At 70.8% G+C, this 21,946-nt stretch carries 25 protein-coding genes and 1 riboswitch; of the genes, 7 read left to right on the top strand and 18 right to left on the bottom strand.

The window, feature by feature from the left end; all coding sequences use genetic code 11:
* Nucleotides 1–33 precede the first annotated feature (33 nt).
* Nucleotides 34–1,983, top strand: coding sequence for a DUF3857 domain-containing protein (locus H9658_RS02525; RefSeq protein ID WP_225209678.1), 1,950 nt, complete (start codon nt 34–36; stop codon nt 1,981–1,983).
* A gap of 74 nt (nt 1,984–2,057) precedes the next feature.
* Entirely contained in the window at nt 2,058–2,684 is a 627-nt protein-coding gene (lolA, locus tag H9658_RS02520) for an outer membrane lipoprotein chaperone LolA (RefSeq protein WP_191824226.1), read from the top strand.
* Nucleotides 2,685–2,720: 36 nt separating this feature from the next.
* On the opposite strand, the gene dmeF is transcribed toward lolA, so the two are convergent.
* Nucleotides 2,721–3,809 (bottom strand): CDF family Co(II)/Ni(II) efflux transporter DmeF, encoded by a 1,089-nt coding sequence (gene dmeF, locus H9658_RS02515; protein ID WP_191824225.1) that lies wholly within the window; start codon nt 3,807–3,809, stop codon nt 2,721–2,723.
* Between the two features lie 181 nt (nt 3,810–3,990).
* Between dmeF and H9658_RS02510 the strand changes: the two genes are divergently transcribed.
* The gene (locus H9658_RS02510) at nt 3,991–5,301 is read left to right on the top strand and encodes a replication-associated recombination protein A (protein ID WP_179565601.1); all 1,311 of its coding nucleotides are present in this window, start codon (nt 3,991–3,993) and stop codon (nt 5,299–5,301) included.
* Between the two features lies 1 nt (nt 5,302).
* Nucleotides 5,303–5,373: riboswitch (Fluoride riboswitch) on the top strand.
* Between the two features lie 111 nt (nt 5,374–5,484).
* Nucleotides 5,485–5,904, top strand: coding sequence for a fluoride efflux transporter CrcB (gene crcB / locus H9658_RS02505; RefSeq protein WP_179564615.1), 420 nt, complete (start codon nt 5,485–5,487; stop codon nt 5,902–5,904).
* An 18-nt stretch (nt 5,905–5,922) separates the two neighbouring features.
* On the opposite strand, the gene H9658_RS02500 is transcribed toward crcB, so the two are convergent.
* The 3 genes from H9658_RS02500 to H9658_RS02490 are packed head-to-tail and all read right to left on the bottom strand — an operon-like array spanning nt 5,923 to nt 8,215.
* A complete protein-coding gene (locus tag H9658_RS02500; RefSeq protein ID WP_179564617.1) occupies nt 5,923–6,255 on the bottom strand; it encodes a DUF3325 domain-containing protein in 333 nt (110 codons plus the stop codon).
* Nucleotides 6,252–7,871, bottom strand: a complete 1,620-nt coding sequence (locus tag H9658_RS02495) for a PepSY-associated TM helix domain-containing protein (RefSeq protein WP_191824224.1) — start codon at nt 7,869–7,871, stop codon at nt 6,252–6,254. Before H9658_RS02495 ends, H9658_RS02500 begins: the two co-directional genes overlap by 4 nt.
* Nucleotides 7,868–8,215, bottom strand: coding sequence for a DUF3649 domain-containing protein (locus H9658_RS02490; protein ID WP_191824223.1), 348 nt, complete (start codon nt 8,213–8,215; stop codon nt 7,868–7,870). Before H9658_RS02490 ends, H9658_RS02495 begins: the two co-directional genes overlap by 4 nt.
* 501 nt (nt 8,216–8,716) lie before the next feature.
* On the opposite strand from H9658_RS02490, the gene H9658_RS02485 reads away from it, so the two are divergent.
* On the top strand, nt 8,717–9,076 hold the full coding sequence (locus H9658_RS02485; protein ID WP_191824222.1) for a response regulator: 360 nt from the start codon (nt 8,717–8,719) through the stop codon (nt 9,074–9,076).
* 235 nt (nt 9,077–9,311) lie between these two features.
* Here H9658_RS02485 and H9658_RS02480 read toward each other — a convergent pair whose 3' ends face one another.
* The 14 genes from H9658_RS02480 to H9658_RS02415 all read right to left on the bottom strand — a co-directional run bounded on the left by H9658_RS02480 (nt 9,312) and on the right by H9658_RS02415 (nt 20,512).
* The gene (locus tag H9658_RS02480) at nt 9,312–9,956 is read right to left on the bottom strand and encodes a tetratricopeptide repeat protein (RefSeq protein ID WP_191824221.1); all 645 of its coding nucleotides are present in this window, start codon (nt 9,954–9,956) and stop codon (nt 9,312–9,314) included.
* On the bottom strand, nt 9,950–10,435 hold the full coding sequence (locus H9658_RS02475) for a cytochrome c-type biogenesis protein (protein WP_191824220.1): 486 nt from the start codon (nt 10,433–10,435) through the stop codon (nt 9,950–9,952). Before H9658_RS02475 ends, H9658_RS02480 begins: the two co-directional genes overlap by 7 nt.
* Complete coding sequence (locus H9658_RS02470) at nt 10,432–10,974, bottom strand: DsbE family thiol:disulfide interchange protein (RefSeq protein WP_191824219.1); 543 nt, start codon at nt 10,972–10,974, stop codon at nt 10,432–10,434. Before H9658_RS02470 ends, H9658_RS02475 begins: the two co-directional genes overlap by 4 nt.
* Entirely contained in the window at nt 10,971–12,956 is a 1,986-nt protein-coding gene (locus tag H9658_RS02465) for a heme lyase CcmF/NrfE family subunit (RefSeq protein ID WP_191824281.1), read from the bottom strand. The genes H9658_RS02470 and H9658_RS02465 overlap by 4 nt, the downstream gene beginning before the upstream one ends.
* A gap of 58 nt (nt 12,957–13,014) precedes the next feature.
* Entirely contained in the window at nt 13,015–13,491 is a 477-nt protein-coding gene (gene ccmE, locus H9658_RS02460) for a cytochrome c maturation protein CcmE (protein ID WP_191824218.1), read from the bottom strand.
* Nucleotides 13,475–13,690, bottom strand: a complete 216-nt coding sequence (gene ccmD, locus H9658_RS02455; RefSeq protein ID WP_179564633.1) for a heme exporter protein CcmD — start codon at nt 13,688–13,690, stop codon at nt 13,475–13,477. The genes ccmE and ccmD overlap by 17 nt, the downstream gene beginning before the upstream one ends.
* On the bottom strand, nt 13,687–14,487 hold the full coding sequence (ccmC, locus tag H9658_RS02450) for a heme ABC transporter permease CcmC (RefSeq protein ID WP_191824217.1): 801 nt from the start codon (nt 14,485–14,487) through the stop codon (nt 13,687–13,689). The genes ccmD and ccmC overlap by 4 nt, the downstream gene beginning before the upstream one ends.
* Before the next feature lie 11 nt (nt 14,488–14,498).
* Complete coding sequence (locus H9658_RS02445; RefSeq protein ID WP_406848093.1) at nt 14,499–15,824, bottom strand: S8 family serine peptidase; 1,326 nt, start codon at nt 15,822–15,824, stop codon at nt 14,499–14,501.
* Between the two features lie 2 nt (nt 15,825–15,826).
* Entirely contained in the window at nt 15,827–16,471 is a 645-nt protein-coding gene (locus H9658_RS02440; protein WP_191824215.1) for a zf-HC2 domain-containing protein, read from the bottom strand.
* Nucleotides 16,468–17,055 carry an RNA polymerase sigma factor gene (locus H9658_RS02435; protein ID WP_179564641.1) on the bottom strand — a complete coding sequence of 196 codons (588 nt, stop codon included), beginning with the start codon at nt 17,053–17,055 and terminating at the stop codon, nt 16,468–16,470. Before H9658_RS02435 ends, H9658_RS02440 begins: the two co-directional genes overlap by 4 nt.
* A gap of 64 nt (nt 17,056–17,119) precedes the next feature.
* Nucleotides 17,120–17,881: a TorF family putative porin gene (locus tag H9658_RS02430; protein ID WP_225209677.1), complete on the bottom strand. Its 762-nt coding sequence runs from the start codon at nt 17,879–17,881 to the stop codon at nt 17,120–17,122.
* A 271-nt stretch (nt 17,882–18,152) separates the two neighbouring features.
* Nucleotides 18,153–18,551 carry a c-type cytochrome gene (locus H9658_RS02425; protein ID WP_179564643.1) on the bottom strand — a complete coding sequence of 133 codons (399 nt, stop codon included), beginning with the start codon at nt 18,549–18,551 and terminating at the stop codon, nt 18,153–18,155.
* A 29-nt stretch (nt 18,552–18,580) separates the two neighbouring features.
* Nucleotides 18,581–19,942: a cytochrome C gene (locus H9658_RS02420; protein WP_191824214.1), complete on the bottom strand. Its 1,362-nt coding sequence runs from the start codon at nt 19,940–19,942 to the stop codon at nt 18,581–18,583.
* A gap of 60 nt (nt 19,943–20,002) precedes the next feature.
* Entirely contained in the window at nt 20,003–20,512 is a 510-nt protein-coding gene (locus H9658_RS02415) for a cytochrome b (RefSeq protein ID WP_191824280.1), read from the bottom strand.
* A 346-nt stretch (nt 20,513–20,858) separates the two neighbouring features.
* Between H9658_RS02415 and H9658_RS02410 the strand changes: the two genes are divergently transcribed.
* Nucleotides 20,859–21,275, top strand: a complete 417-nt coding sequence (locus tag H9658_RS02410) for a sugar 3,4-ketoisomerase (protein ID WP_004425725.1) — start codon at nt 20,859–20,861, stop codon at nt 21,273–21,275.
* Nucleotides 21,276–21,279: 4 nt separating this feature from the next.
* Complete coding sequence (locus H9658_RS02405) at nt 21,280–21,945, top strand: acetyltransferase (RefSeq protein ID WP_191824213.1); 666 nt, start codon at nt 21,280–21,282, stop codon at nt 21,943–21,945.
* The last annotated feature ends 1 nt before the right edge of the window (nt 21,946 follow it).

Here is a 21,946-nt window from a genome sequence, read left to right as displayed (position 1 = left end):
GCTGGCGGCCGTTCCCGCCCGCTGCCGTTGCCGATGTCCCGAACCGCCTGCACCGTGCGCCTGTTGCTGTGCGCCGTCCTTGCCGTAGCCGGATCCGCTGCCGCCGCGCAGCCGCCAGCCGCTGCCGCCGCGGCGGCCAGTCCTGCAGCGGCCACGCCCGAAGTCGCCAACAACTACAGCTACGTGCGCTACCGCGCCGACTACGAGGTGCGCGACGACGCCAGCAGCGTGGAGACCGACGAGTACGAGCTGCTGCTGAAGACCAAGGCCGGCGTGGACAAGTTCAGCCAGGTGCGGCTGAGCTACAGCGAGAAGCTGGAGACGCTGGAGGTGCTGGCGGCCTACGCGATCACCCCGGACGGGCTGCGCCACGACGTGCCGGCCGACAAGATCTACACCCAGGAAAGCTACTCCAGCGCCTCGGCGGCGATGTACGCCGACCGCAAGGTCAAGGTGGTGGTGTTCCCCAATTTGATGCCGGGCACGCGGCTGGTATACCGGGTGCGCCGCACCCAGACCGTGCCGTACTTCCCGGGCTATTTCAGCCTGTGGGAGACCTTCAGCGTGTTCTCCCAGTACGACGACGCGACGGTGACCCTGGTCGCGCCGCGGCGCATGCCGATGCACGTGTCAACGCGCGGGGTGGACGGCGCCGACACGCCGAAGATCGACGGCGCGCAGGCGCGCTGGGAATGGCGCTACCAGCGCCGCGAGCCGATGAAGAGCCAGAACTGGGCGGCGGCGACCTGGGAATTCAGCCCGACCATCATGGCCAGCAGCTTCCGCCGCTGGTCGCAGATGGGCCAGGCCTACCAGCGCAGCAGCGGCGTCGCCGCGCAGGTCACGCCGAAGGTGCGTGCCCGCGCCGAGCAGATCACCGCCGGCATCGGCGACCGCCGCGCACAGGCCGCGGCGCTGTACGAATGGGTGGCGCGCAACATCCGCTACGTGGCGGTGTACCTGGGCAACGGCGGGCTGGAGCCGAACAGCGCCGACAGCATCCTCGACAACCACTACGGCGACTGCAAGGACCACACCGTGGTGCTGGAGGCGCTGCTGGCGGCCAAGGGCATCGCCAGCACGCCGGTGCTGATCGGCGCCGAAGGCGGGCCGACCCTGCCCGAGGTGCCGGTGCTCGGCCGCTTCAACCACGCCATCACCTATCTGCCCGAGTTCAAGCTGTACGTGGACTCGACCAATCCCTACGCGCGCTTCGGCCAGCTGCCGGCCGGCGATCTCGGCGTGCCGGTGCTGCACACCGTCGACGGCAGCGTGGCGCGGACCCCGCCCAACGACGCGCGGGTCAACCTGTACCAGGCCGAGGCCGACTACCGCTTCGCCGCCGACGGCAGCCTGAGCGGCACCACCCGGCTGGACAGCGGCCAGATCGGCGAGATCGGCCTGCGCACCATGTTCGTGCAGCTCAATACGCAGAACCGCACCCGCATCGAGGAATCGATCCTGGCCACGTCCGGCTTCGACGGCAGCGGCGAACTGGAGCTGCAGGGCGCGCCGCAGGACCTGAGCCGGCCGTTCGGCTACGCCTATAAATTTCACGCCACCGACTACGTCGACTTCGGCGTGGTCGGCGGCATGACCCTGCCGCAGATGCCCGGCGCCGATTCGGTGCGCGGGGTCTATGCGACCACCTCGGCCGAGCGCAACCTGACCCCGTTCTACTGCAACGACAACGCGCGCAGCGAGACCTACCGGCTGACCTTCCCGGACAGCGTGCCGATCATCGCGATCCCGGCCGACACCCATTTCCGCAACGCCGCCGGCGAATACGCCGCGACCTGGGTGCGCGACGGGCAGACCGTGGTCGCCACGCACACGCTGCACCGGCGTGCGGTGCATGGCCCGCAGGCGCTGTGCCAGCCGCAGGACTATGCCGCGTTCCGCGAGCTGTACCAGCAGGTGCGGCGCGGCTTCCGCGGCCAGATCCTGTACGGCGACCTCGGCCGCATGCAGACCGGGCACTGAGCGCATCGGGGTCTGATCGCCTATTCAGCTTGTTCGCGGCACACTTCCCACACTCCATCCGGAACTCCATCCGCATGCTTCGCACACTCCGCTATACCGTCCTCGCCAGCGCGCTGCTGGCCGGCAGCGCCTTCGCCGGCGCGCGCGACGACCTGAACACCTTCACCCGCGGGCTCAAGGGCCTGGACGGCCAGTTCGCGCAGAAGGTCTACGACGGCAAGGGCGCGCTGAAGGAAACCGCCAGCGGCCGCGTCGCGCTGTCGGCGCCGCGCCTGTTCCGCTGGGAATACCGCAAGCCCTATACGCAGCTGATCGTCGCCGACGGCGCCAAGGTCTGGGTCTACGATCCGGACCTGAAGCAGGTCACCGTGCGCACCCAGGGCGCCGAGGAGCAGAACAGCCCGCTGACCGCGCTGATCGACCCGGGCAAGCTGGACCGCCAGTACGACGTCAGCGAGGAAGCGGTGGCGCGCGACGGCCTGCAGTGGCTGTCGATGACGCCGAAGGTGGACACCGAGGCCAGCTTCCAGATCGCCAAGCTCGGCTTCGACGGAAACGGCCTGGCGCGGATGGAGGTGGTCGATGCGGTCGGCCAGCGCACCGAGATCAGCTTCAGCGGCTGGAAGCGCAACCCGGCCTTCGCCGCCGGCACCTTCCGCTACGTGCCGGACAAGGACGTGGACGTGGTCGGCGACCGCTGAGGCGCCGAACGCCGGCTGCGGCCACGCCGGGCCGGCTCAATCGGGGCAGGTCTGCACTTCGATGCTGACGTGCCCCAGTGTCGCCACGCCTTCCAGGCGCGCGTGATAGAACGCCGCCGGCCGCGGCCGGTGGGTCACCAGCGACACGATCGCCGCATGCTGGCCGGGACCGATCCGCCACACGTGCAGGTCGGCGATGCGCTCGTCGTCCTGTTCCAGGCGTTGCCGGATCTGCGCCTGCAAGGCGGCCGGCGCCGAGGCGTCGAGCAGCACCGCGCCGGTGTCGCGCAACAAGCCCAGCGACCAGCGCGCGATGACGATGGCGCCGACGATGCCCATCAGCGCGTCCATCCACAGCCAGCCCAGGGTCTTGGCCAGCAGCAGGGCCACGATCGCCAGCACCGAGGTCAGCGCATCGGCCAGCATGTGCACGTAGGCCGAGCGCAGGTTGTTGTCGGTGTGCGCGTGCGTGGCGTGGTCACTGCTGCCATGCGTATGGTCGGGCCCAGGGGCGTGGGCATGATCGTGCCCATGCCCGTGCCCGTGTGCATGATCGTCGTGGTCGTGGTCGTGGTCGTGATGTGCGTGGCGCTGCGCGGCCGACGCCTGCGCCGCGTGGGAATGGCCGTGCCCGTGATCGTGGCTGTGATCGTGACCATGGTGATGGTCGGCACCGAGCATCCAGGCGCTGACCAGGTTCACCAACAGGCCCAAGGACGCGATCCAGATCGCCTCGTCGTAGGCGATGTGGACCGGCTGCGCCAGGCGCAGCGCCGACTCCACGCCGATGCCGAGCGCGATCAGGGCCAGGATCAGCGCGCTGCAGAACCCGGCCAGGTCGCCGACCTTGCCGGTGCCGAAGCTGAAGCGCGGATCGTGCCGGTGGCGGCGCGCGAACCAGTAGGCGAAGCCGGCGATCGACAGCGCCCCGGCATGGGTGGCCATGTGCATGCCGTCGGCGAGCAGCGCCATCGAGCCGGTCCACCAGCCGGCGACGATCTCCACCAGCATCATCGCCGCGGTCAGCGCGACCACCGCCCAGGTCCGGCGCGCATTGCGCTCGTGGCGATCGCCGAGGAAGTCGTGCGCATGGGTGAAGGCGTCCAGCGTGCGGTGGTGGCTCATCGGGGCACTCGCGGGGCAGGGGGAACGCAACGGATTGTAGCGACAGCGCGGCGCCGGTTTGCGCTGCCGGCGCCACCGGCAACGCGCGGCCTGCACGCGCCGGCGATAGAATGCGCAGGTGGCCAAGCGCAGACTCCTCGCCCCCGATACCCCCGACCTGCTGAGCGTCGATCGCGATGCGATGCGCCCGCTGGCCGAGCGCATGCGCCCGCGCACGCTGGACGAAATGGTCGGGCAGAAACGCCTGCTGGCCCCGGCCAGCGCGCTGCGCCGCGCGGTCGAGTCCGGGCGCGTGCATTCGATGATCCTGTGGGGACCGCCCGGCTGCGGCAAGACCACCCTGGCGCTGCTGCTGGCGCACTATGCCGAGGCCGAGTTCAAGGCGATCTCGGCGGTGCTGTCGGGTCTGCCGGAGGTGCGGCTGGTGCTGGCCGAGGCGGCGCAGCGCTTCGCCGACGGGCGCCGCACGGTGTTGTTCGTGGACGAGGTGCACCGTTTCAACAAGGCGCAGCAGGACGCGTTCCTGCCGCACATCGAGCGCGGCACCATCCTGTTCGTCGGCGCCACCACCGAGAACCCGTCGTTCGAACTGAACTCGGCGCTGCTCTCGCGCTGCCGCGTGCACGTGCTGGAATCGGTGTCGCCGCAGGACATCGTCGAGGCGCTGCAGCGTGCGCTGCACGACAGCGAGCGCGGCCTGGGCGAGGACGCGATCCGGGTCTCGGACGCCGCGCTGCTGGAGATCGCCAGCGCCGCCGACGGCGACGTGCGGCGCGCGCTGACCCTGCTGGAGATCGCCGCCGAGCTGGCCCAGGGCGAGGACGGCGAGATCACCCCGCAGACCCTGCTGCAGGTGCTGGCCGACCGCACCCGCCGCTTCGACAAGGGCGGCGAGCAGTTCTACGACCAGATCTCGGCGCTGCACAAGTCGGTGCGCAGCTCCAACCCGGATGCGGCGCTGTACTGGCTGACGCGCATGCTCGACGGCGGCTGCGATCCGGCCTACCTGGCGCGGCGCCTGACCCGCATGGCGATCGAGGACATCGGCCTGGCCGATCCGCGCGCCCAGCAGATGGCGCTGGAAGCCTGGGACATCTACGAGCGGCTGGGCAGCCCGGAAGGCGAACTGGCCTTCGCGCAACTGGTGCTGTACCTGGCCAGCACCGCCAAGTCCAACGCCGGCTACGCCGCGTTCAACCAGGCCAAGGCCGAGGTGCGCGAGAGCGGTACCCAGGAGGTGCCGCTGCATCTGCGCAACGCGCCGACCAAGCTGATGAAGACCCTCGGCTACGGCGAGCACTACCAGTACGACCACGATGCCGAAGGCGGCATCGCCCTGGACCAGACCGGGTTTCCGGATGCGATGGGCGAGCGCGTGTACTACCGGCCGGTGGAGCGCGGCCTGGAGATCAAGCTCAAGGACAAGCTCGACCGCCTGCGCGCCGCGCGCGAGCAGGCACGGGCTGACAAGGCCAAGCCGACGCGCTCATAATCGGCATCAAGGAGATGGCATTCCTCCTCGAACCGCCCGCAGTCCCTGCGCGCTGATGATGCCTGCCCAACCCCCGCCGGGGCGGCAGGCCTGCGCCCCGGCATCGCCCGATCTGGAGACCACGATGCCGCACTTCGTTTTCGTTTTCCCACGCCGCCGCGCCGCCGCGCAGCGGGGCAGCGCATGAACTTCGCCCTGTGGTGGCAGCAGCTGTTGCTTGCGATGGCCGGCGGCGCGGTCGGCTCCGGTGTGCGCTTCGCCGTCGGTAGCGCCTTGTTGCAGCGCTACGGCGCCGGTTTCCCGTGGGGCACGCTGACGGTGAACCTGGTCGGCGCGTTCTTCGGCGGTTTCCTGCTGGTCTGGATCGAAGGCAAGGGCGCCAGCGCGCCGTACTGGCGTGCGTTGCTGGTCGTCGGCCTGCTCGGCGGCCTGACCACGTTCTCCTCGCTGATGATGGAAAGCCTGGTGTTCCTGCGTAACGGGCGCGGCGGCATGGTGCCGCTGTACCTGGCGATCACCCTGGCGGCGGGCCTGCTGCTGGTGATCGGCGGCGCCCGCGTGGCGACCGAACTGCGACCGCCGGCAGCCAGTGCCGGCAAGTGAGTGCATTGGCCGTGCGTGCTAGGACAGCAGCGCCGCCGCCAGCCCCAGCGGCGGCGCTGCCAACGCCAGCGGCACGATGGCGCGCGGCCGGTACGGCAGCAGGCCGTAGGTCAGCAGCGCGGCGCTGGCGCTGAGCGTGCCCAGCCACAGCACCGGGCCGATGGTCCAGCCCAGCGCTGTCACGCAGCACGCGAACGCCGCGGCCAGCAGCAGCCAGCCGCCGATGCGCAGCTGGCGCATCCGCGCCGGCGCGGCGCGCTGCGCGCCGTACAGCTCCAGCTGGTGTTTCTCCATCGCCAGGCACAGCGCGACGAAGCCGGAAAAGGCCAGGCCCAGGCCGAGCAGGTTCATGGCGTCTCCAGTGCCGTGGTCGACACGGGCTGCGCCGCCGCCCGTTCGCGCGCGCGGCGTTCGGCCGCCGACAGCGGCGGCTGCCAGCGCTGCATGCGCCGCGCCGCGACCGCCAGCACGCAACCCAGCCCGAAGCAGACCAAGTCCACGCCGGCCAGCGCCCAGTCGCCGGCCGGCAGGGTATTGCCCAGATGCGCGTCGGTGGTCAGTGCGTTGAGCGCCGGCAGCAGCGCGAACAGGGCCGCACCCAGGTACAACTGCCAGGCCCACATCGCGCGCCTTGGCCAGACGAAGGCGGCGACCAGCGCCGCTGCCCAGGCAAGGAAGAACGCCGCCGCTTCCTGCTCCGGGCGCTCGGCCAGATGCACCGGGATCAGCCGGTTGCCCCAGAAATAGGCGGCGAAGGCGATCGGCAGGCCGGCCACCGTGCCGATGTTCAGCGCGTCGACCAGGCGCAGGCCGACACCGATCCGGCCGGCCTTGGCGTGCTTGGGCCGTTCCTTGACCGCCCACAGGATCACGCCGCTGGCTACCATCAGGCAGCCGAGCAGGCCGGAACCGAAGAACAGCCAGCGCAGCCCGGACCCGGCGAAGTGCGCCAGGTGCAAGCCGTACAGCGTGCTGCGGGTCTGCGCGGCCGCGCCGGGGCTGCCGCTGCGCGCCAGGACCTGTCCGCTGCCGGCGTCCAGCAGCAGCGACGGCGGGTCGTAGGCCAGGCGCCGGCCCTCGCCCTGGCGGATCTCGATCACCGCCGCGGCATCGCCCGGGTTGTACAGCGAGAACCCGGCGATCGGGGCCTGCGCACCCCATTCGGCGCGCGCCACGTCCAGCAGGCGCGCGATCGGCAGGCGCGTGCCCGGCCGGCCGCTGGCTTCGCGGGGATTCTCCGGCTGCGAAAACGCTTCGGCGTAGAACGCTTCTTCGGCATTCGGATAGGCGACCTTGATGCCCCACGGCAGGTACATCAGCATCAGCGTGACCAGCCCGGTGTAGGTGATCATCGCGTGGTAGGGGAGGGCCAGCACCGCGCTGACGTTGTGGAAGTCCAGCCACGAGCGCTGGCCCTTGGCCGGACGGAAGGTGAAGAAGTCCTTGAAGATCTTCTTGTGGGTGATGACCCCGCTGATGATCGCCACCAGCATGAACATGGCGCAGAAGCCGACGATGTAGCGCGCCCACATCACCGGGATGTAGTGCAGGTCGAAGTGCAGGCGATAGAAGAACTCGCCGCCGCGGGTGTCGCGCGCGGTGCTGGCCTGGCCGCTGAGCGGATCCAGCAGCGCGTCGCCGAACATCTGCTTGCGGCTCTGGGCGCTGCCGTCGGCCGGCGGCGGATTGCGCCAGAACAGTTGCGTGAACGAGGAGCGTGCGCCCGGCAGCGACACCGTCCATTGCGGCGACTGCGGCGCTTGCCGCTCCAGAAACGCGACTGCACGTGCGGCCACGGTGTCCGTGCCCAGCGACGCGCGCGGCAATTCCGGGCGCATCCAGCGGCTGATCTCGTTGCGGAAATAGCTGGCGGTGCCGGCCATGAAGATCAGCAGCAGCACCCAGCCGACCAGCAGCCCGGTCCAGGTGTGCAGCCAGGCCATCGACTGGCGGAATCCCTGCTTCATGGCGTGTGCTGCTGCAGCCAGGCGATGGCCAGGGCCATCGGCGCCAGCAACGCGACGATCCCCAGCCAGGCACGGCCGGCGCTGCGCGCGGCGAACGCCCACAACGCGGTGCAGGCGCAGACCAGGATGCCCAGCATCATGCCGCTGAGCACGGCCTGCGCGCGCAGGCTCGGCCACAGCAGTGGCAGCAGCGCGGAGGTCGCCGCGGCCAGCGCATAACCGCCGAAGATCGCCGCCAGGGTGCGCGACAGCACGCCCAGCCAGGGTGGCAATGGACGCCGCGACGCGGCGGGCGGGCGCGAGGCGTGGGGATCGTGCAGGGGCGCGGGAGGAACTGGATGCATGGAAGCCTGTCGGGAAAAGGCACCGGCTTGGCATCGGGCTAGGCGGGAGCGTGGCGGCGATGAAGCATGCCGAACACGTTAATGATACGCATTACTATCTTTGCTGCGCAATGCGCCGCCAGTGCGGGCAGTGGGCGCAGCGCATACCAGGATCAAGTTGCGCAACGTGCCGCCGGGGTTGGCCGTCGGCTGAAGCGCTGGCGGAACGATCCGCGGCGACGGCGCTCGAACCTTGCGGGCATGCCTGGTGCCATGACCGCAGGTAGCGGAGGCGGCAGTCAGGCCACGGCGCCGGCAAGCGGCTCGGGACGAATGACGATCTCTCGCGGCATGTTCCGGCGCTGCCATCCTTCCCGCACTGCTGGCACCCTGGGCCAGGCAACGATGTCGAGCGCAAGGGGCCGACGGCCGGTGCCGCGCTCCCGTCACGGCGCGGTCCCGCGCCTGATGCGCGCGATCGCCGATCGATGCCGGCAACGGATCACTGCGGAGATGCGATGGATGAAGATTCTCGTGGTCGAAGATTACCGCACCATGCGGCGTGTCATCCAGAACCTGTTGAACCGGCTCGGCTACGACGACGTGGCCGAGGCCGCAGACGGTGCGTCGGCCCTGGCCGCGTTGCGTGCGGACAAGATCGGCCTGGTCCTGTGCGATTGGAACATGCAGCCGATGACCGGCCTGCAGCTCCTGCGCGAAATCCGCAGTGACCGTGCGCTGGCCGGCACGCCGTTCATCATGGTCCTGGCCAACGACAGGCGCGACGACATCACCGCCCTCAAGGAGGCGGGGGCGAGCGGCTACATCATGAAGCCCTTCAACGCCGAGACGCTGCAGGGCAAGATCAAGGCCGTGCTCTGACCGGTTTCGGCGATCGGCGATGCGACAGGGTCCAACCGGCCTGCGGTGCGTGCGCTGGTCGCGGCATGGCCAAGGCGGGCAAGCGCCGTGGCTGCGCAGCGCGACTGACCGGCAGCGCCGGCTACCTGTGGGCCGATCGCGCCGCAGGCCTCGATCGGCGCAAGTGGCGCCTGGGCTCGCATGTGCGGGGAATGCCTAGGCGGCGCGCCGTCGCGGCGGTATCGACAGTCGCGCTTCAGCGCGCCGCCGGGGGCGCCGCGGCCATCGCGTCGGCGGCGGCGATCTTCTGCGCCACCGCTGCGCGCAGCGGGGAAGCGTCCGGCAGCAAGGTCTGCAGGTGACGCCAGCGCATCGCGGCGTTGGCGTAGCGGTGTTGCTGGAACTCGCCGATGCCGAGCATCCATAGCGCGCGCTGGTTGTCCGGTTGCCGCGCGAGGATGCGCTCTAGCATGCCGTGCGCGGCCGGGCCGACGGCGAAGTCGGGCTGTTGCGCCATGTCCGCCTCGACCCAGCCGAGCATCGCCTCGCTGTCGTCCGGGGCGATCCGCAGCGCCTGCGCGTAGGCGTCGCGCGCCTCGGCGCTGCGCTTGGCCTGCGCCGCGGCCGCGGCCTGCTCCATCCATCGCTGCAGCGCGCCTTGCGCCGCGTCCGGGTCGGGCGCCGGCGTGGCTTGCACGGGGATGCCTGCCAGCGCCGCGGGATCGCCGACCAGCAGATACAGGCCCGCGCTCGCCAGCGGCAGCGTCACCGCCACCAGCGCCGCGGCGACGCAGCGCTGCATGCGGGCGCCGGGCCGCCGGCGCAGCAGCGGCCACAGCAAGGCGCCCAAGGCGATGCCGACCATTCCCGCGGCAGCAATGCCGAAGCCGGCCGTCACCATTGTTCTTCCGGCTCCTGGTCCGGCGCCACGTGCGCCGCTGCGGCGGCCCGGCGCCGCAGCGTGGCCACGACCATGGCCGCGCCGCCGAGCAGGAACAGCAGCGGGCCGAACCACAGCAGCCAGGTGCCGGGCGCCAGCGGCGGGTCGTAGAGCACGAACCGGGAATAGCGATCGACCATGTACTGCTTGATCTGCGCATCGCTGCGGCCGGCCTGCAATTGCGCGAACACCTGGTGGCGCAGGTCGCGCGCCAGCGTCGCGTTGGAGTCGGCCAGGTTCTCGTTCTGGCAGACCAGGCAACGCAATTGCGCGGTCAGGCGCTGGAAGCGCAGTTCCTGCTGCCGATCCCGGAACGGCAACGGATCCACCGCCTGCGCCGCCGCCGGCAACGCGTGGGCAAGCAGCAGCACGACCAGCAGCGACAGCCACGGCCTGGTCCATGGCCGGCCGCGCAGCGCCCGCGCAAATGGCCCGCTCATCGCTGCGCTCCGTCCAGCGCGGCGATCGCCGGACGCAGTTCGCCGGCGATCACCGCAGGCGTCAGCACGCCGACATGCTTGTAGCGGATCACGCCCCGGGCATCGATCAGGAAGGTTTCCGGAGCGCCGTAGACACCGAAGTCGATCGCGCGCTGTCCGTCCTGATCGACCACCACCAGCGCATACGGATTGCCGCGCTGCGCGAGCCAGGCGCGCGCGTCGCGCGGGTCGTCCTTGTAGGCGTAGCCGATCAGTGCGACGCCGAGGTCGTTGGCGTGCGCCAGCAGCAGCGGATGCTCCTCGCCGCAAGCCAGGCACCAGCTGCCGAACACGTTGAGCAAGTACGGGCGGCCGCGCAATTCGGCGCTGCCGGCGCGTTGCGCGGGATCGTCCAGGCGCGGCAGCGAGAACGCCGGCGCCGGCTTGCCGATCAGCGGCGAGGGCACCTCGCGCGGGTCGTGCGCGCGGCTCCAGTAGATGCCGAAACCCAACAGCGCGGCCAGCAGCAGGAAACCGAGCAGGGGCAGCAGCCGGCTCATGTCGGTATCGCCGATGCGGTCGTGGCGAGCGGCGCGGCAAGCTCGGCGCCGGGTGCGACCGGGTGCGGCGCACGCAGCCGGCGCGCGCAGGCGCTGACGAACCCGCCGAGCATCATCAGCAGGCCGCCCAGCCAGATCCAGCGGATGAAGGGTTTGTAGTACAGGCGCAGGGTCCAGGCGTTCTCGATGTGCTGGTCGTCCATCGGCTCGCCCAGCGCGACGTACAGATCGCGGACAACGCCGGCATCGATCGCCGCCTCGGTCTGGATCCGTTCGCTGGAATACAGGCGCTTCTGCGGATGCAGTACCGCCACCGCCGCACCGTCGCGGCTCACCGTCAGCGTGCCTTGCTCGGCCTTCCAGTTCGGCCCGTCGATCATGCGCACGCCATCGAAGCGGAACGCGTAGCCGCCGATCTGTTCGCTTTGCCCGGGCGCCAGGCGCACGTCGCGCTCGATCGACAGGCTTTCCGACAGCAGCACGCCGGCCACGAACACCGCCACGCCGGCATGGGCCAACAGCATGCCGGCCAGCTCCGCCGGGAAACGGCGCCCGCGCGGCGCTTCGCGCAGGCGCTTGTAGGCATACAGCGCGGTGCCGATGCCGATCCAGGTGGCGGCGGCGACGCCGGCCACCGCGCGGGCCGAGCCGTCGGTCAGCACGAAGGCGACCAGCGCGCAGGCCAGTGCGGACAGCACCGCGCGCACGGCCACTGCCTGCAGCGCGCCCGGTTCGGTCCGGCCCCAGCGCAGGTACGGGCCGAACGGCAGCAACAGCACCACCGGCAGCATCAACAGCGGGAACAGCAGGCCGAAGTAGGGCGGGCCGACCGAGACCTTGCCCAAGCGCAGCGCATCGCCGAGCAGCGGGAACAGCGTGCCAAGCAGCACCATTGCCGCGGCCACGGTCAGCATCAGGTTGCCGACCAGGATCGCGGTTTCCCGCGACAGCGCCGCGAACGGCTTGCCGGCGGCCAGCCGCGGCGCGCGCAGCGCGTACAGCAGCAGCGCACCGCCGACCGTCACGATCAGGAAGCCGAGGATGTACAGGCCGCGGCGCGGGTCGGCGGCGAAGGCGTGCACCGAGGTCAGCACGCCCGAGCGCACCAGGAAGGTGCCCAGCAGCGACAGCGAGAAGGCCAGGATCGACAGCAGCAGGGTCCAGGCGCCCAGCGCTCCGCGCTTTTCGGTGACCGCCTGGGTGTGGATCAGCGCCGCGCCGACCAGCCACGGCATGAAGCTGGCGTTCTCCACCGGATCCCAGAACCACCAGCCGCCCCAGCCCAGTTCGGCATACGCCCACCAGCTGCCGGCGACGATGCCGGCGGTGAGGAAGCCCCAGGCGACATTGGTCCACGGCCGCGCCCAGCGCACCCAGGCCTGCTGCTGTTCGCCGCCGAGCAGGGCGGCGATGGCGAAGGCGAAGGCCACCGAGAAACCGACGTAGCCGGTGTAGAGCACCGGCGGGTGGAACACCATGCCCGGATCCTGCAGCACCGGGTTGAGTTCGTTGCCGTCCAGCGGCATCGGCGACAGCCGCGCGAACGGGTTGGAGGTGAACAGCACGAAGGCCAGGAAGCCGGCGGCGATCAGGCCGAGCACGCCCAGCACACGCGCGGCGAACGCCTCCGGCAGGTGCCGGCTGCTGCGCGCCAGCAGCACCGTCCACAGATCGAGGATGGCGATCCACAGCAGCAGCGAGCCTTCGTGCGCGCCCCAGACCGCGGCCAGCCGGTAGTACCAGGGCTGCGCCAGGTTGGCGTTGGCAGCCACGTAGCGCACCGAGAAATCCAGGCGCAGCAGCGCATAGGCGAGCAGGGCGAAGGCCAGCCAGGCGAACAGCGCCTGCGCGCAGGCGGCCGGCCGCGCCACCGCCATCAGCGCACGGTCGCCGCGCCAGGCGCCGAGCAGCGGCAGCACGCCCTGCGCCAGCGCCAGCAGCAGGGCCAGGATCAGCGCGAGCTGGGCCAGTTCGGCGGTCATCGCGGCAGGGCGGCCGAGCGTGGCCAGCGCCGCGCGACGCGGCAGGGCGGCATCGGCTTCATGGCGTTGCGGACGTGGCCGCCGACGCGGAAACCGCCGCTGCGGTGCGGCCCTCATGGGCCTGCGCCATCGCGTCCTTCAGCTCCTGCGGCATGTAGGTCTCGTCGTGCTTGGCCAGCACCTCGGTGGCGACGAAAGCGGCGCCGTGCAGCGAACCGGTGGCGATCACCGCCTGGTTGTCGCGGAACAGGTCGGGCAGGATCCCGGTGTAGGCGACCGCGGTGGCGCCGGAGGCGTCGATCACGGTGAAGTCCACACGCAGCGAATCGGCGCTGCGCCGGATCGAGCCGGCCTTGACCATGCCGCCGAGACGGAACACGCGGTAGCCTTCGGCCTGGCCGGCCTGCACCTGGCTCGGTGTGAACAGGTAGCTGATGTTGTGCTGCAGGGCCAGCACGAACAGGCCGGTGGCGAGCGCGGCGGCGCCCAGCACCAGCAGCACGATCAGCAGGCGGCGCTTACGGGTGGGATTCATGGGCGGGACCTGGCGACAGCGGCGCGGCGCCGCGCTGGCGGCGGCTGTGTTCGCGCACCACCTGTGCGCGCGTCTCGGCAAGCAGGCGCCGCTGCCGCCAGCGCGGCAGCAGCGTGTCCAGCAGCAGCACCAGCAAAAACAGCGCGTAGGCCGGCCATACGTAGGCGGCGTAGCCGCCCATCGCCCAGAAGCCGCTCATGCCGCGCGCTCCGCTGCCAGGCGCGCTTCCGGCAGCGGCGCCGGCGCGTGTGCGGCCAGGGCGAGCGCCCGCACCCAGCCCTTGCCGCGCTCCAGCGCCAGCAGGTCGGTGCGCATGCGGCCGAGCAGGCTGGCCAGGTAATAGCACTTGCTCGCCAGCACCGCGGTCAGCAGCGGCCACAACATCGCCAGCGGCATCTTCGACGGGCCCAGCACGCGCACCGTGGAGCCCTGGTGCAGGGTGTTCCACCAGACCACGGAGAAATGCACGATCGGCAGGTTGATCAGCCCGACCAGCGCCAGCAGCGCGGCGGCGCGCGCGCCCTGGCGCGGATCCTCGATCGCGCGGTACAGGCCGATCATGCCCAGGTACAGGAACAGCAGCACCAGTTCCGAGGTCAGCCGCGCGTCCCAGGTCCACCAGGCGCCCCACATCGGCTTGCCCCACAGCGAGCCGGTGCACAGGGTGATGAAGGTGAACGCGGCGCCGATCGAGGCGGAGGCCATGCACGCCACTTCGGCGAGCTTCAGCCGCCACACCAGGGCGACGAAGGCGGCCGCGCCCATCGCGGCGTAGACGAACAGGCTCATCCAGGCGCTGGGCACGTGGATGAAGATGATCCGGTAGGCGTCGTGCTGCTGGTAGTCCGGCGGCGCCAGCACCAGGCCGCCGTAGAACGCCACTGCGCCGAGCAGCAGCGCCGCGCCCAGCGCCCATGGCCGGATCGCGCCGGCGACGCGATAGAACGTCGGCGGCGAGGCGAGCCGGTGCATCCAGTGCGGAATCCACTTGGCCATGGCCGCTGCGCTCAGCGGGACGTCGTGGCGGCGCGGGGCAGCGCCTGTACCGCGGCGGCGGCATCCACCTGCAGCAGGCCGTCGCGTTGCCGGCTGGTCCGGCGCAGCAGCTCGTGCACGCTGCGCGCGTCCAGCTGCGGCGCCAGCGACAGCAGCAGCGCGACCACGCCGCTGACGTGCGCGGTGGCCATCGACGAGCCGGACGTGAAATCGTAGGCGCCGTTGGGCTGGGTGGTGAGAATGTCCTCGCCCGGCGCGCTGAGCACCCCCGGCGGCGAGGCGGTGGCGCTGCTGGTGCGCACCACGATCACGCCCGGGGTGCCGTCGGGAAAGCCGTCCAGGCGGCCGTCCGGCGGCATCGCCGCGACCACGATGCGGCCCTGCCGCAGCAACTGCTCGAGCAGCTTGCGCAGCAGCGGATCGGCCGGCCCGCCCAGACTCAGATTGATGATGCGCGTGCGCGTGTCGCCGATCGCGACCAGCGCCTTGGCCAGGGTGAAGGAATTGCAGCCGGCGCCGGCCCCGGCGCGCTGCGGGTACCAGCAGGCCTTGTACACGTCGAGCATGGCCTTGGGCGCCATGCCGACGATGCCCAGATGGTTGTTGCTGCCGGCGGCGATGATCCCGGCGACCTCGGTGCCGTGGTGATCGCGATTGAACGCGGCGGGGTCGGCACCGACCAGGTCGCGCACCTCGCGCAGGCGGCCCTGCAGGTCGGGGTGGGCGGTGTCCACGCCGGTATCGACGATGGCCACGCCCACGCCCTGGCCCTGGCTCAGCACCTGCGCGGTGGCGGCGTTGGTCGCGGCGAAGCCGCGTTGCATGTCGACGTAGGGATCGTTGTAGCGCAGCGGCTGCGCGGGCTTGGCCGGCGGCGCCGGGTCGGCGTAGGTGGCGAATTCCTGCAACGGCTGCGACAGCGCGACGCGTTCGTCCTTGGCCAGCGCGGCGAGCAGCGCGTCGCGCGCCGCGCCCGGCGCCGGCTCGAACACCACGCAGTACACGCCCAGCGGCTTGATCGGCCAGCCGGTCACCTGGCGCAGGCCGTAGCGCTGGGCCAGCGCGTCCAGCGTCGCCGCCGCCTGGGTGCCGGCGCCGTAATACTTGGAAGAGGCATAGCCGATCAGGTTGGAGCCGGCATGCCGGCCCGGTGCGGCCATCGGGTTGGCCACTGCGAGCACGATCTGGCGCTGGCTGTCCAACGCCGGCGAGGCATCCAGGGTCGGCGTCTTGGCCGGCGCCGCTGTGGCAGCGACGGGCGCGTCGGCGCCACTGCGCCCGCCATGGGCGCAGGCGCCGAGCGCGAGGCAGGCCATCAGCAGGCAGAGACGACGCAGGCTCATGGTGCGGAAATCGGCTCCGCCAGGCGGATGCCGGGCGTCGCACGCAGCTGCTGCACGCTGCGCTGCGGCTGCGCCGGCGACCCGGCCTGGACCGGCACCACGGTATAGGCGCCGGCGCCGTTGGGGCCGCCGACCACGCGCAGCTGCAGCTTGCGCAGCACGGCGTCCCAGTCGGCCAGGGTCATGCGCGCGTCCGGCACCACCCGGATCGCGTCGCTCGCCAGCGGCTGCGCGGTCTCGCTGAGGGTGCGGTAGTTGGCGCCCTGGCCCTGGTCGCTGGCGGACAGCCTGACCCCGAGCACGCCCAGCCCGATCGCCTGCACCAGCGCCGCGGCGACCAGCGCCCGCGTGGTCCAGCTGGAGCGCGCGCGCGCCGGCAGGCGCTGCGGTTCCGGCGCGTCGAGGCGGCCGAGCAGGCGCTGCAGCCCGGCCTCGGCGTCCACCGGCACGTCGCTGGGCAGCGACATCGCCATGCGCAGCCGGCTCTGCTGCGCGAACTCGGCGCTGCAGAAGCTGCACTTGGCCAGATGCGCGATCAGCCACTCGTGTTGCTCTTCCGTGGCGCTGGCCTGCAGCACCCACGGCATCAGTTCCCAGGCATGCGAGCACTCGTTGCCCGGCTCGTTGAAGCCTGTCTTCATGACACGCTCTCCGTCAGAGGGGAAGCGCCGCCGGCCAATCCCGGCAGCACGTTGCGCAGCTTGACCCGGGCATGGAACAGCCGCGCCTTGATCGTGCCCACCGGGCACTGCATGATCGCCGCGACTTCTTCCAGCTTGTGGCCCAGGCCGTAGACCAGTTCGACCACCAGGCGCTGGTCGGCCGACAGCCGCTCCAGGCCCTTGCCCAGCCAGTCGCGCAGCTCGCGGTCCTCATCCGGGTCGGCGGAGGAGGCGAAATGCTCTTCGGCGCTCACCCCGTCCTCGATCGCCTCGTCGCTGTGGTGACGGATCGCCTTGAGCCCGCAGCGGTAGGCGATGCCCATGATCCAGGTCGAGACCTGCGAGTCGCCGCGGAAATCGCCGGCCTTCTGCCAGGCGATCCAGAAGCAGTCGTTGATCGCCTCCTCGATGATGTCCGGGCGCCGGGTCAGCCGCGACAGGAACCGGCACAGGCGCCCGTGGTAGTTGCGGTACAGGGTGGCCAGCGCATCGCGATCGCCGCCGGCCATGCGCCGGAGCAGCATGCGGTCGGTGGCATCGCCTAGTGGATCGGTGTCGGTCATGGAGGGCTGGCTTGGCAACGGGCACCGGTATGTGCCGGGTCGGCACGGAAAGGTTGCGTGCGGATCAGAAGGCGCGCGACACGGTGACCACCCACGGCCAGATCCCGTTGCCGCGCCTGGCGTAGATGCTGCGCGCGTCGCTGAACACGCGGTCGACCTCCACGCTCCAGGCGCCGGCGTTCCACATCAGCCCGGCGTGGCCGTAGCTGTAGTGGTCGGCGTAGTCCAGCCCGTACAGCGCCGGCGGGGCCTGGCTGATGCCGATCCCGGCCGACAGCGACAGCTGCCCCGGCAGCGGCTGGTGCACGGTGAGGTCGGCCGCGCCGTACCAGCGGCCGCGGTAGCTGTCGGGCAGCTCGAACGCGGCCAGCGACACGCTCAGCCGGTCCCGGTAGGACCAGCCGAGGCTGGCCTCGTTGCGGTTGAACAGGCGGTTGATGCGGTTGCCGGGGTAGTCGTAGCGCAGCAGCCCGGCCTGCATCTGCCAGCTGTCGGACAGGGTCCAGCTGCGCGACAGCTCGATCGTGGTCAGCAACTGGTGGCCCGGCGCGTCCAGCGCGGTACTGGCGGACGCGCCCAGCGACCAGCCCGGCGCGGGCAGCCAGTAGCCGGCGAGCTGCAGGGACGGGGTGTCGGCGGTCACCGCGATGCCGCGATCGACCAATTGCGAACTGAGCCCGACCGCGCCGCCCAGCTTGGCCGCCAGCGCCGTGCCCGGCAGGCACAGCGCCGCCGCCAGCGCCAGCGTGCCGCGCAGCGGGCGCAGGCGCGCGGCACGCTGCGCCAGGTCACCTGCGGCCGCGGTCATGCCGGTCGGGATGCCCATGCATGGCGGTGTCCGCGGCGGCGGCCCATGTCGGTCGCGGGCAGGGCGGTCGGGGACAGGGAGCCGGCGGCGGAAGGGCGGTTGTGCACGGTCGCTCGATGGTCGCGGGTCGGATCGCAGGGGGCGCTGGGTCGCGTGGCAGCGGCAACGCCGGAGCGCTCGCCGCGTGGACGCTCGCCATTATCGGCGTTGCGGACTGGCGGCGACACGGCGCACACCCGGCGTCGGACGCCGGGTTCAGTTTCGACTATGCCGGGGCCGGGCGCCGACTTCAATGCAGGGTATTGAGATAGGCGATGAGGTCCTCGAGCTGCTTGCTGTCGTCGAGCCCGTCGTACTTCATGTTGGCGCCGGGGATGCCCTTGGACGCGGGCTGGGCCAGGTAGCTGCGCAGCTTGTCGTCGCTCCAGGTCCACTGGGTCTTCTTCATCGCGTCCGAGTAGCGGTAGTCGGGCACGCTGCCGGCGCTGCGCCCGACCACGCCGAACAGGGTCGGGCCCTTCTTGTTCTTGCCCGGCGCCGCGCTATGGCATTCGGCGCATTCGGTGGCGAACACGCCGGCGCCGGGCAGGCCGCCGCCGGCATGCGCGGCGGGCGCAAGCGCGACGCCGAGCGGCAGCAGGCTGGCCATCAGGGTGCACCACAGGGGAAATGCGTTGGCTGGTTTCATGACGATCCGTACTGGGTGGGGAGGTGTGCTCAGAACGCGAGGCTCAGGGCCAGCGAGAACTGGTTCAGGTCGTGCGGACGGGTCACCGGCAGGGCGCCGAACACGTTGCCGGTGGTGCCGTTGAACTTGCTGAAACGGAACCAGGTGGCGGACAGGCGCAGGTTGGCGATCGAGGTGAACGAGTCGTCCTTGCCGAACGGCGCCCAGGAGGCGCTGATCAGGTTGCTGGTGGTGTCGGGCGTGCCGTACGGGCTGTAGCGGAACGGGTCGGCCGAACCGGTATTGATGAAGTGCGCCAGCAGCAGGCCGTAGCTCTGCTTGTAGGTGTAGCTGAGATTGATCGACTGGTCGCGGATGCTGCCGCGGCGCAGCCCGGCCACGCTGGGGTCGGCCGGGTCGATCGCCGCGCTGCCGTAGCGGCGGCGCTCGTAGATGTTGAGGTAGCCGAGCTTGAGGATGTGCTCGCGGGTGCCCAGGAACTGGTAGTTCAGGTCGTAGCCCAGATCGGTGAAGTCGTCGCGCGGGCCGGTACTGCGCGGCAGCTGGCGATGGGTGGTCAGCGCGACCACGCCGGCGGAGAAGAATTGCTTCTTCATGTCCTTCATGTAGCTCAGGCGCAGGTAGCCGGTGTCGCTGAGCTTGCCTGGGTCGCCGCCGACCGCGTAGCCGAGGTCGTCCTGGGTGGAGACCGGCAGCGCGTTGTAGGTGCCGATCTCGCCGTACCAGTTGCGGTCGTAGACGCCGTAGACGCTGGTGCCGATCACCCGGTTGGACAGCGAGGACTGGTTGAGCAGGGTGGTGGAGCCGGCGTAGGCCGAGGCCGGACCCAGGCCGGAGGCATTGGGCAGCACGCCGATCGGGTCCTGGCTGCCGGGGTTGTTGTTGACGCTCACCCCGAGCAGCGCGTCCTTGCCGCCGAGCTTGAAGGTCTTGGCGACGAAGCGCAGGTCCACGTTGTCCAGCTTGGTGGTGAACTTGTCCTTGCCGTTGTTGCTGCTGGAGACCTTGATGTAGCCGCCGACGTTGTCGCTGACCCGACCGGCCAGGTACAGGTCGGCCTCGCTGAGCTGGTTGTTGGTCTTGCCGCGCACCGGCACGCTGCGGGTGCCGGTGAGCTGCGCCGAGGCCGGGATCTTGGTCCCGTTGCCGTCGCTGTCGGTATAGCCGTTGAGCTTGAAGCGCATGCCGTACGGGGTCAGCGCCGGGCCGTAGGCGCCGATGTGGCAGTCCGCGCAGGAGGAGCCGGTCTGCCGCGCGAACGCAGGCACCGCCGCGGCGCGCGGGCTGGCCAGCAGCAACAGCGAGCCGAGCGTGGACCACAGCAGCACCTGCTCGGCGCCACGCAGCGTGCCGGGACGGAAGAAGGAAGAAGGGGACGGGGTGGTCTGCATGCGATGGGTCCTTGAGCGGGTCGGCGCGGCGGCGGACGGGGGAAGGGCGTAAAGCACGGCTCAGCCGCGGCGCAAGCGCAGCATTCGCCGCAGGGTGTCGTCGCGGCGCACGAAGTGGTGCCATAGCGCGGCCCCGATATGCAGCAGGATCAGGCCGAGCAGCGCCCAGGCGGCATACACGTGCCAGGCGCCGAGCGTGTCGGCCAGATCCGGATCGGGGGCGACCAGTTCCGGCAGCGTGGCGGCGAACAGATGCACCGGCTTGCCCATGGACTGGCTCAGCGCCCAGCCCAGCACCGGCAGGGTCAGCAGCAGCGCGTACATGACCACGTGGGTGAGCCCGGCAAGCGCACGCAGCAGCGGCGAGGCGGCATCGGGGTCGTGGCGTTTGCCCAGGCGCAGGCGCAGCGCCACGCGCAGGAAGAACAGGCCGAGCACGAACAGGCCGAAATGCCGATGTCCCTCCAGCAACCATTGGCGCACGGCACGGCCCTCAACCTCTTCGCGCAGCAGGATCAGGCCCGCCGCCAGCACCAGGCACAGCACGGTGAGCCAGTGCAGCAGCACCATCGGCCGCGGCAACCCTGCAGCGGCCGATGCGGGTGGCGAATGCGCCGTCGCGTCGGAGAGAGAGGTGCCGTCGTCGGCCTGCGTGGATGAAGTCATGGTGGCGTGCCCTGTCCAGGTCGTGTCGATGGAATGCGCGCTGCCGTTCGCGGCGTCGTGCTGCGCCACCGGCGGGCAGCGCAACGGCTGGCGCAGTGGTGGTCGCAGATGGGTGCCGGGGGCGCGGCAAAAGGTTGCGTCGGCGTGGCGGCCGCGTTCGGATCGCGCTGCGATGGCATGGCGCAACCTTTCCGCAGGCCGGCGGCACTCAGCCTGGTAACTCCGCGTCGGAGTCCGTGTCGGACACACTATGGCAATCGAACGAATCCAGTTGCGTACGCACGGCGACGAGCGCGGTCTGCTCGTGGCCCTGGAGCAGCAACGCGACGTGCCCTTCGACATCCGGCGCGTGTACTACCTGTTCGCCACCAAGCACGGTGTGCACCGCGGCCAGCACGCGCACCGCCATCTGAATCAGTTGGCGGTGGCCCTGCATGGCTCGGTATCGTTCCTGCTCGACGACGGCAGCGGACCGGTGCAGGTGGTGCTCGACGACCCCTGCCAGGGGCTGCTGCTCGGCAGCATGGTGTGGCGCGACCTGTACGACTTCAGCGCCGACTGCGTGCTGATGGTGCTGGCCGACCAGGCCTACGATCCGGCCGACTACATCCTCGACTACGACGAGTTCCTGCGCGAAGCCGCGGGCGAACGCAGGCAGGAGGCGTAGGGCCATGGCGAAACCGCTGGTCATCATCGGTGCGGGCGAATTGGCGCAGATCGCCTGCGAGTACTTCAGCCACGACAGCGACTACGAGGTGCTGGCCTTCAGCGCCGAGCGCGCCTACATCGCCGCGCCGACCCTGGCCGAACGGCCGGTGGTGGCGTACGAAGACCTGGAACGGCTGTACCCGCCAGGCGAGGTCGAGGCGTTCGTGGCGATTCCCGCCAGCGGCCTCAACCGCCTGCGCACGCGGTTCTTCCTCGACGCCAAGCGCCGCGGCTATCGCCTGGCCAGCTACGTCAGTTCGCGCGCCTTCGTCTGGCGCAATGCGCAGCTGGGCGAGAACTGCTTCGTGTTCGAAGGCAATGTGGTGCAGCCGTTCACCCGCATCGGCGACAACTGCATCCTGTGGAGCGGCAACCACGTCGGCCACCGCACGGTGATCCACGACCATGTGTTCGTCGCCTCGCATGCGGTGATTTCCGGCTACTGCGAGATCGGCCAGAGCAGTTTCGTCGGGGTCAATGCCACCTTCAGCGACGGGGTCAAGGTCGCCGCGGACAACGTGATCGGCGCCGGCGCGCTGGTCACTCGCGACACCGAGCCGGGCCGGGTCTACGTCGGCGCGCCGGCGCGCGCGGTGGCCGGCAAGTCCAGCTTCGACGTGACGCTCTGAC

It is taken from the genome of Xanthomonas bonasiae (assembly GCF_014836395.1).
GTDB classification, from domain to species: domain Bacteria; phylum Pseudomonadota; class Gammaproteobacteria; order Xanthomonadales; family Xanthomonadaceae; genus Xanthomonas_A; species Xanthomonas_A bonasiae.
The sequence above is the reverse complement of the archived record's forward strand: the minus strand, read 5'-3'. Positions and strand labels throughout refer to the sequence as shown.